The organism is Mycobacterium sp. PSTR-4-N, from assembly GCF_022348085.1.
Taxonomy (GTDB): domain Bacteria; phylum Actinomycetota; class Actinomycetes; order Mycobacteriales; family Mycobacteriaceae; genus Mycobacterium.
Genome location: NZ_JAKRFN010000024.1, coordinates 93,649 through 102,257 on the forward strand (window position 1 = coordinate 93,649; position 8,609 = coordinate 102,257).

General features: G+C 67.4%; 10 protein-coding genes and 1 pseudogene. 4 read left to right on the plus strand and 7 right to left on the minus strand.

Going from position 1 to position 8,609, the window contains the following annotated elements; all coding sequences use genetic code 11:
- Positions 1-12 precede the first annotated feature (12 nt).
- Positions 13-1,419, minus strand: coding sequence for a Si-specific NAD(P)(+) transhydrogenase (sthA, locus tag MHN84_RS25000; RefSeq protein WP_241207223.1), 1,407 nt, complete (start codon positions 1,417-1,419; stop codon positions 13-15).
- Positions 1,420-1,589: 170 nt separating this feature from the next.
- Here sthA and MHN84_RS25005 point away from each other — a divergent pair, with 170 nt between their 5' ends.
- A complete protein-coding gene (locus tag MHN84_RS25005; RefSeq protein WP_241207211.1) occupies positions 1,590-2,639 on the plus strand; it encodes a DUF4192 domain-containing protein in 1,050 nt (349 codons plus the stop codon).
- A 5-nt stretch (positions 2,640-2,644) separates the two neighbouring features.
- Here MHN84_RS25005 and MHN84_RS25010 read toward each other — a convergent pair whose 3' ends face one another.
- The 3 genes from MHN84_RS25010 to MHN84_RS25020 form a co-directional block, all read right to left on the minus strand.
- Positions 2,645-3,334: a metal-dependent transcriptional regulator gene (locus MHN84_RS25010; protein WP_241207212.1), complete on the minus strand. Its 690-nt coding sequence runs from the start codon at positions 3,332-3,334 to the stop codon at positions 2,645-2,647.
- Positions 3,335-3,474: 140 nt separating this feature from the next.
- The gene (sigB, locus tag MHN84_RS25015) at positions 3,475-4,434 is read right to left on the minus strand and encodes a sigma-70 family RNA polymerase sigma factor SigB (RefSeq protein WP_241207213.1); all 960 of its coding nucleotides are present in this window, start codon (positions 4,432-4,434) and stop codon (positions 3,475-3,477) included.
- A gap of 147 nt (positions 4,435-4,581) precedes the next feature.
- On the minus strand, positions 4,582-5,001 hold the full coding sequence (locus MHN84_RS25020; RefSeq protein WP_374238423.1) for a DUF3099 domain-containing protein: 420 nt from the start codon (positions 4,999-5,001) through the stop codon (positions 4,582-4,584).
- A gap of 59 nt (positions 5,002-5,060) precedes the next feature.
- On the opposite strand from MHN84_RS25020, the gene MHN84_RS25025 reads away from it, so the two are divergent.
- Entirely contained in the window at positions 5,061-5,297 is a 237-nt protein-coding gene (locus MHN84_RS25025; protein WP_241207215.1) for a DUF3039 domain-containing protein, read from the plus strand.
- Here the strand turns inward: MHN84_RS25025 and MHN84_RS25030 are convergent.
- Positions 5,287-6,303 carry a YihY/virulence factor BrkB family protein gene (locus MHN84_RS25030; RefSeq protein WP_241207216.1) on the minus strand — a complete coding sequence of 339 codons (1,017 nt, stop codon included), beginning with the start codon at positions 6,301-6,303 and terminating at the stop codon, positions 5,287-5,289. The two genes, MHN84_RS25025 and MHN84_RS25030, sit on opposite strands and share 11 nt — an antisense overlap.
- Positions 6,304-6,330: 27 nt before the next feature.
- Positions 6,331-6,522: a hypothetical protein gene (locus tag MHN84_RS25035; protein ID WP_143817575.1), complete on the minus strand. Its 192-nt coding sequence runs from the start codon at positions 6,520-6,522 to the stop codon at positions 6,331-6,333.
- Positions 6,523-6,654: 132 nt separating this feature from the next.
- Here MHN84_RS25035 and MHN84_RS25040 point away from each other — a divergent pair, with 132 nt between their 5' ends.
- The gene (locus MHN84_RS25040; protein WP_241207217.1) at positions 6,655-7,026 is read left to right on the plus strand and encodes a DUF952 domain-containing protein; all 372 of its coding nucleotides are present in this window, start codon (positions 6,655-6,657) and stop codon (positions 7,024-7,026) included.
- Here MHN84_RS25040 and MHN84_RS25045 read toward each other — a convergent pair.
- A complete protein-coding gene (locus MHN84_RS25045) occupies positions 7,023-7,397 on the minus strand; it encodes a RidA family protein (protein ID WP_241207218.1) in 375 nt (124 codons plus the stop codon). The two genes, MHN84_RS25040 and MHN84_RS25045, sit on opposite strands and share 4 nt — an antisense overlap.
- A gap of 135 nt (positions 7,398-7,532) precedes the next feature.
- On the opposite strand from MHN84_RS25045, the pseudogene MHN84_RS29755 reads away from it, so the two are divergent.
- Positions 7,533-8,609, plus strand: a pseudogene (locus MHN84_RS29755) (hypothetical protein); the annotation flags it as partial.

Here is an 8,609-nt window from a genome sequence, read left to right on the forward strand (position 1 = left end):
GTGCTGAGGGTCTCAGGCGCGGAACTGCTTCAGCGCCCGCAGCTTGTTCATCACGTCCAACGCTGCGACCTTGTACGCCTCGGAGAACGTCGGATAGTTGAACACCGCGTCGACCAGGTACTCGATGGTTCCGCCGCAGCCCATCACCGCTTGTCCGATGTGCACGAGCTCTGTGGCGCTGGTGCCGAAGATGTGCACCCCGAGCAGGGTCAGGTCTTCCGTGGACACCAGCAGTTTGAGCATCCCGTACGAATCGCCGGCGATCTGGCCGCGCGCGAGCTCCCGATAGCGTGAGATGCCCACCTCGTACGGCACGGCGTCGTTGGTCAGCTGCACCTCGGTCGCCCCGACATAGGACACCTCGGGGATGGAGTAGATCCCGATGGGCTGCAGCTCCGTCATCCCGTGGCACGGCTCTCCGAACGCGTGATAGGCCGCCAGCCTGCCCTGGTCCATCGACGTGGCCGCCAGCGCGGGGAAGCCGATGACGTCGCCGACGGCGTAGATGTGATCGACTTTGGTGCAGAAATCGTCGTCGACGAAGATCCGGCCGCGATGGTCGGCCTCCAGGCCTGCGTTGGCGAGATCGAGATGCTCGGTCTGGCCCTGCCGGCCCGCGGAGTACATGACCGTCTCGGCGGGGATCTTCTTGCCGCTGGCCAGCGTCGTCACCGTGCCGGTGGAGCCGACGTCGACGGCGGTTACCTCTTCACCGAAGCGGAACGTGACCGCCAGATCCCGCAGATGGAACTTCAGGGACTCGATGATCTCGGGGTCGCAGAAGTCGAGCATGGTGTCGCGCTTCTCGACGACGGTCACCTTCGTGCCCAGTGCTGCGAACATCGACGCGTACTCGATGCCGATCACGCCGGCACCGACGACGACCATCGACGTCGGCAATGACTTGAGGTCGAGGATGCCGTCGGAGTCGAGCACCCGGTTGTCGTCGAACTCCACGCCCGGCGGCCGCGCGGGTTTCGTGCCCGTGGCCAGCACGATGTAGCGGCCCGTCACCGTGGTGTGCTCCCGGCGCTCGGGATCCTCCACCGTCACGGTGTGCGCGTCGACGAAGCGGCCGTGTCCTGAGATCAGGTCGACGCGGTTACGCATCAACTGGGACCGCACCACGTCCTGTTCCTTGCTGATCACGTGGGTGGTGCGGGCGAGCAGATCGGCCGGGGTGATCTTGTCCTTGACTCGATAACTCGCGCCGTAGAGCTCGCGCTGGTTCATGCCGGTGAGGTAGACGACCGCCTCGCGCAGCGTCTTGGACGGGATGGTTCCGGTGTTGACGCAGACGCCGCCGAGCATGCGCCCCCGCTCGATGACCGCCACGGACTTGCCGAGCTTGGCCGCGGCGATCGCGGCCTTCTGTCCGCCCGGACCCGAACCGATGACCACCAGGTCGTATTCCAGCATCGAAGCCATGCACACAGACTCGCGTGCTTGCCGCCGATACGCATGTCGGCGGAGGTCAACTTCTCGTGAACACTGCCCGGGTTGTCCCCAATGCCGATTTCGTCCCCAGTTCGGCGGGGCCGCGACGGCGACAGCGCCTCGCTGTCGGTGTCAGTTGCCAGGTTGGCGGTATGTCCTCGACACCACGCTCCGACGCCCCCCTCGACCGGCCCGGCGCCCTGATCGCTGCGCTGCCCGCCGTACTGGGCTTCGTGCCCGAGAAATCCATTGTGCTCGTCACCGTCGCCGACGATGAGATGGGCGCGGTCATGCGTGCCGATCTGTCCGAACCACGGGAGACGTGCGTGCCGCATCTGGCCGAACTGGCGGCCGCCTCCGGTGCGGAGGCGGTGATCGCGGTGATCGTCGACGCGGAGGGCGCGAGCTGCCCCATGTGCAAGGACCTCTATCGCGACTGGGCGCGTGACCTCGCCTCCGAGGTCGCGCGGTGGGGCATCGAACTGATGGCCGCGCACGTGGTCGATGCGGTGGCCGCTGGTGGACGGTGGAGTTGCGCGGACGGGTGCGGCGCCACGGGAACGGTCGACGACCCGAGCGCGTCGCCCGTCGCGGCGGCAGCGGTGCTGGACGGCCGGCGGCTCTACGCCCGTCGCGACGAGCTACTCGACGTCGTGTCCGTCAGCGATCCGGCACACAGTGACATGCTGGCGCAGCTGATCGAAGCGGCCGGGCCACTGGAGAGCACCCGCGCGAGTTCTTCGGCGCGCAGCGACATCGAGCACGCGTTGGAGTGCGCCGAACAACTCGCCGCAGGGGAGGCGGTGCGCGACGAGCAGGCCAGCCGGCTGGCGCTGTCGCTGACCGATCCGCGGGTGCGGGACACGCTGTACGCGCTCGCCGTCGGCGACCGTGCGGGCATGGCCGAAGCGCTGTGGGCCGACTTGTCGCGTCGTCTTCCTGCGCCGTGGCGGGTGGAAGCTCTTGTCCTGCTGGCATTCTCCGCCTATGCCCGCGGAGACGGGCCATTGGCCGGGATCTCGCTGGAGGCTGCACTGCGGTGTCAGCCGCTGCACCGGATGGCGGGAATGCTCGATCAGGCCCTTCACTCGGGACTGCGGCCGGAGCAGATCCGCGAGTTGGCGCGCACCGGCTACCGTCTCGCGGCGCAACTCGGCGTCCGGCTACCGCCGCGCCGGACGTTCGGCAGGCGCGCCGGGTGAGACGGTCAGACCTTCTCGACCTTGACGGCGTGCGCCATTTCGTGGGGGAGTTCGACCTGCTCGTGGCCGGGAATCACGATCATCACCCCACCGTGGTCGTTGACCTCGACCGTCACCCGTGCGTTGGGGACCACGCCGGCGTCTTTGAGGCGCGCGATCAAGTCGACGTCGCCCTGGACATGCTCGGTGAGCTGGCGCACCACCACGGCGACGGGCATGCCGGCGGGCATCTCCGTCAGGCGTGCCAGGTTGCGTGTCTCGTCGATCAGGCTGTCCACGCCGAGCTCGGAAAGCCCGGGAATGGGGTTACCGAACGGTGAGGTGGTCGGGTTGTCGAGCACCTGCACCAGCCGACGCTCGACATCCACGCTCATCACGTGCTCCCACCGGCACGCCTCGGCGTGAACTTCTTCCCACGGCAATCCGATGACGTCGACCAGCAGGCGTTCGGCGAGACGATGCTTGCGCATTACCGCCACGGCCAGCGCGCGCCCCTTGTCGGTGAGTTCGAGGTGCCTGTCGCCGGCCACGCGGAGCAGCCCGTCGCGCTCCATCCGGGACACGGTCTGGCTGACGGTGGGGCCACTCTGTTCGAGACGCTCTGCGATGCGCGCGCGCAGCGGTACCACGCCCTCTTCCTCGAGGTCGTAGATGGTTCGCAGATACATCTCGGTGGTATCGACAAGATCGTTCATTCGCACACCCTCCGTTCGCGCCGAGTCTACCGGCCGCCCGCTGCACAGGCGGCCCTTCCTGCGGCGACGCGAGCCACACCGGGCCAGGACAAGCAGTAGGCCCGCCGGAGGATCTCCGGCGGGCCTACTGGGAAAAGGCGTCAGCTGGCGTACGAGCGCAGCCGGTCGGCGCGCTCACCATTGCGGAGCTTGGCCATCACTTCACGTTCGATCTGACGGACCCGCTCCCGGGAGAGCCCGAAGAGCTTGCCGATCTGGTCGAGTGTGCGCGGCTGCCCGTCGTCGAGGCCGAAGCGAAGCCGGATCACCTGTTGCTCGCGCTCGTCGAGCGTGGCCAGCACGTACCGGATGTCGGTGTGCAGCAGTTCGGAGATCACCGCGTTCTCGGCCGACATCGCCTCGGCGTCTTCGATGAAGTCCCCCAGCGGGGCTTCCTCGTCGCTGCCGACAGGCATGTCCAGACTCACCGGGTCGCGGCTGTGCTCGAGCAGATCGGTGATCTTCTCCACGGGAATGCCCGATTCGGCGGCCAGTTCCTCGTCAGTGGCCTCGCGGCCGAGGTTCTGATGCATCTCGCGCTTGATGCGGGCCAGCTTGTTGACCTGCTCCACCAGGTGCACGGGCAGGCGGATGGTGCGGCTCTGGTCGGCCATGCCGCGGGTGATCGCCTGCCGAATCCACCAGGTGGCGTAGGTGGAGAACTTGAAACCCTTGCTGTAGTCGAACTTCTCCATTGCGCGGATCAGACCGAGGTTGCCCTCCTGGATCAGATCCAGCAGCGGCATCCCGCGGCCGGTGTAGCGCTTCGCGAGCGACACCACCAGTCGCAGGTTCGCCTCGAGCAGATGCCGCCGGGCGGCCTCGCCGTCGCGTACCACCGCCGCGAGATCGCGTTTGCGGTTCTCGCCCAACCGCTTACGGGTCGCGAGGAGATGCTGCGCGTAGAGCCCCGCCTCGATCCGCTTGGCCAGCTCGACCTCGTCGGCGGCGTTGAGCAGAGCCGTCTTCCCGATCCCGTTCAGATACACGCGCACCAAGTCGGCGGCGGGGGACTGAGCGTCGAGGTCTTGGTCCATGCGGCTGGTGGTGGCATTTGCCATGACGGCCTCCTGATCGGGTGGAACTTTCAAGAGCTTCAACGCCCCAGACCCGCTCAGAGTTCCCACGAAGGATCCGCTTCACACCTTCTGATCAGCGGTTATTCGGGCACGACCTGAGAATGTGCTGAGAAATGAGCAAGAACGCGCTCAGCTGCGGTAGCCGTCGCCGAATTCGTCCGGATCAGGTTGCGGTGCCCGCGGACGCCCGACATCGAGAGCCGGGCGCTCAGCGGTGGGGAACAGCGGGATGCGCTGCTGGTTCTGGTAGCGCCGCGGTTCTTCGGCGCGCCGCGGCGGCCGGTCGTTGGCGATCAGCACCGCCATCCACGGCAGCGGGATGGCCACCACCACGATGGCCAACGAGACCAGACCGTTGTGCCAGATGCCGTAGGCGACGGCGGCAAGGATGAGTGACGGGATGCGGAAGGACATCAATGTCAGGTACTTCCGAACCCGCTGACGGTGCTGTTCCTCGTAGGCGGGGGCAGCCCTCGTGATCAGTACGGGCCGGCCCTCGTCGTCGAAACTCAGCTCTTGGCCTTGTTTCATGTCTCTACTGTTCCACATCTCGGGCAGGCCATGCCTGCCGCATTTATTACCGTTTCGTTCCCAGGCAGAATGGCGTCATGCAAACGCAGACGATCGAGCGCCCCGACACCGACGAACGCGTCGACGACGGGACCGATGACGACACCCCGAAGGTCTTCCACTACGTCAAGAAGGACAAGATCGCCGAGAGCGCCGTCATGGGTACGCATGTGGTGGCGCTGTGCGGCGAGGTGTTTCCCGTGACGCGTTCGGCCAAGCCGGGATCGCCGGTCTGCCCGGACTGCAAGCGCATCTACGACCAACTCAAGAAGTAGCCGCGTCGGAGTCCGGCACCGCGGGCGCCGCGGGGGTGCCTGCGGGTGCGGATCCATTCCTGCTCGGCACATCCGAGCGCGTCTCCAGCCACTCGCGCACGCGGTTGACGTGTGTGGCGGGCGCCGGCCACTCCTCTTGGATCGCCGCGTTCAGTTCGGCCCCGATCATGATCGCGAAACCGAGGAAGAACGCGAAGAGCAGGAAAGCGATCGGTGTGGCGAGCGCGCCGTAGGTGTAGCCGGTGCTGGTGATCCACGTCAGGTACAGCCGAAGACCCCACGTGGCGATGAGGAACACCGTGGTCGCCAGCACCGAGCCCAGAAGCAGTCGGTGCGTCGGCAGCGGCTTGGGAAGCGACACCCGGTAGAGGACGAGCACTCCCAGCGTGATCGCCACGAACAGCACCGGGTAGTAGCCGAGGCGCAGCACCGTGTCCCAGCTGTCGGGGATGAAGGTGGCGAGCTTGCGCGGACCGAGCGCCAAGAACGGCGCGGTGATGATCGCGCCGATCAACATGACGACGTAGAGCCCGAGCGCGTAGAAGCGCTGGCGGACGGGGTGTCTCAGCTCGGTCTGGTCGTGTGCTTCGGTGATCGAGTCGACGAACGCCGACACGGCCGACGAGCCCGCCCACAACGAGATCACAAAGCCGATCGACACCACCTCGCCCCTCGCGCCACGCACGATGTCGCGAACGGTCGGCTCGATGATCTCGCTGACCACGTTCGGCGAGAAGAACCGCCCCGCCGTGCTGATCAGCTGGTTCTCGATCATCGGCAACGTATCGGGCCCGAACAGCGGCGCGATGTAGGCCAGGCTTCCCAGCATGCCGAGGAGCAGAGGGGGCAGCGACAGCGCGCACCAAAAGGCAGCCTGAGCCGACTCGGAGAAAATCGAATCGTCCCAACTCTTGGACAGGGTCCTCACCGACATCTGACGGATGTGGTGACGCGAGGGCGACGGACGCGGCGGTCGATCAGCCGGCCGCTCAGACTGGTCACTCATGACCAGCCCAGCATGCCGAATTTCGGTTTACGACTCCACCGGGCTCACTTCGAGCACCGCGGCCAGCTCGACGAGCTTCGCTTCGTGCTCGTTGGCGTGGTGTTGGCAGAACAGCAGCTCAGCTCCCGACGGAAGCTTGGCACGTACCTTGGCCGCCGCTCCACACCGGTCGCAGCGATCAGCCCTGGTCAATTCCGGACTGGTGAGCGTTGCGGTCATGGCACCTCCATAGGGTGTAGCGACGTAGTTCTACTGTGTCAGACGCTCGGGGTTTCGGCCTTGTTCCCCGGGTGTTTACGGGTGTGTCGTGTCTCACGGCCCTTCGGCCGACGACTCCGAAAGGCGGCTGGTGTGTCCCATCCTCGAGACGGTGCCGACTATGTGCACTTGTGCAGTGCCGACGAGTGGGCGGCAGCGGCCGGCTGCGGCGCCCACCGGCCGTCGTCGTTGACCGAGGTCGGATTCGTCCACCTGTCCACGCCGGAGCAGGTCCATCTGCCCGCGAACCGGCTCTACGCCGGACGCACGGACCTGGTGCTGCTGCACATCGACGGGGCACGGTTGACATCTCCTGTTCGCTGGGAGCCGGGGGTTCCGACCGATCCAGATGGCATGGAGTTCCCACATTTGTATGGAGAACTGCCGGTCACTGCTGTGATCCGCGTCACTCCCTACGTCCCCGGCTTCGACGGTCAGTTCGCTCCGCTGACGACTCCGACCTAGATGTCGCTCTCGACATAGGCATCGACTTCGATCTCGACGAACAGTCCCGGATCGATGAGCGCAGCGACCTCAACCATGGTGGTGACGGGGCGGACGGCACCGAAGACCTCCGCGTGCACCGCGCCCACCTCCTGCCAGGTGCTGATGTCGGTGACGAACATGCGGGTGCGCACGACGTGGGACAGCGAAGCGCCTACCTCGCCGAGTGCGACAGCGATGCGCCGCAACACTTCTCGAGCCTGTTCCGCTGCATCGGCACCGGGGGCGGTGGTGCCCGCGACCGCGACGAACGGACCCACCCGTACTGCGCGCGAATAGCCGACCGCGTCTTCGAAGGGTGAGTCGGAAGAGACGTTGACGCGCTGGTGCACGGTGCCAACCTAGCGTCCGTCCGGTGGTGCCGCCGCTGCGACCGCGGGCCTGTCACGGCGAGCCTATTGACGGACCTCATGATTTGCCGGTTAGATTCCAGCAATTCATGGACGTCAATCGCGGGGGGATCGAACATGTCCAGAGCGCAGCGTGGCGCGGCGACGGGACGGGGCCGGACGACGGTGCTGCAGTGGCTCGCGGCAAGCACCGGTGGTGCGGCGATGATCGGGGCCGGCGTCGTCATGACTCTGCCGCCCGGTGCGGGCAATCCCGTCCGCCTCGACGTCGCTCTGGCCTCGACTGAGTCGGCGATGTCCTCGGAAACCGCAGTACTCCAACCGATTTGGTGGCTGGGTCGGTCCGGATCTGTGCACGGCGACACGGGCTCCGCCGCTGTCGGCGTGCGGGCGGCGACTCCACGCGTCCGGATGATCGGGACCGGGGGCTGGCTGATCGGCGATGGTGCCGACGCCCCGGCCGACTGCACCGGCGCGGCCTGCAACGGCCGCAACGGGGGGCTGCTGTGGGGCGACGGCGGTGATGGTGCGAACGGTGGCAAAGGTGGCAACGGCGGACTTCTTGGCGGAAACGGCGGCCGTGGGGGAGACGGTCGATATCCCGGCCAGGACGGGGGTGCCGGCGGCAACGCGGGCCGCTTCGCCGACACCGGAAACGGCGGCGACGGCGGCAACGGCGCAGATGGTGGACCGGGCATGGCCGGCGGGCAGGGCGGTGCCGGTGGTTCCGCGGGACGGCTGCACGGAAATGGCGGCAACGGCGGCAACGGCGGCAAGGGCGGGGTTGGGCTCGACGGCGACAATCCGGTTCCGAGCGGCCGCGGCGCCACGGGAAACCCCAGCTATCTCGGGACCTCGGGGTTGCCGTTCACCGGCACCGTCGTCGACGGAGCGATCACCGGGGCCAACGGCGGCCGCGGTGCCGGCGGAGCTCCCGGCAGCAACCAGTCCGGCGGACAGGGTGGCACCGGGCAGGGCGCCAGAGGGTTCTTCGGAGGCCGCCACCTGTTCACGGTCAGCGGAAACGGCGGCGACGGCGGTGACGGCGCGGGCGGAGGTATGGGCGGTGACGGCGGGAACGCCGGGCTGGCCCAGCAGAACGCACCCGGTGCCGCCGCGTTCGGCGGCCGCGGCGGCAATGGCGGCACGGGCGGCACCGGCGCCCGGGGCGGCGACGGGGGCGACGGCGGCAAC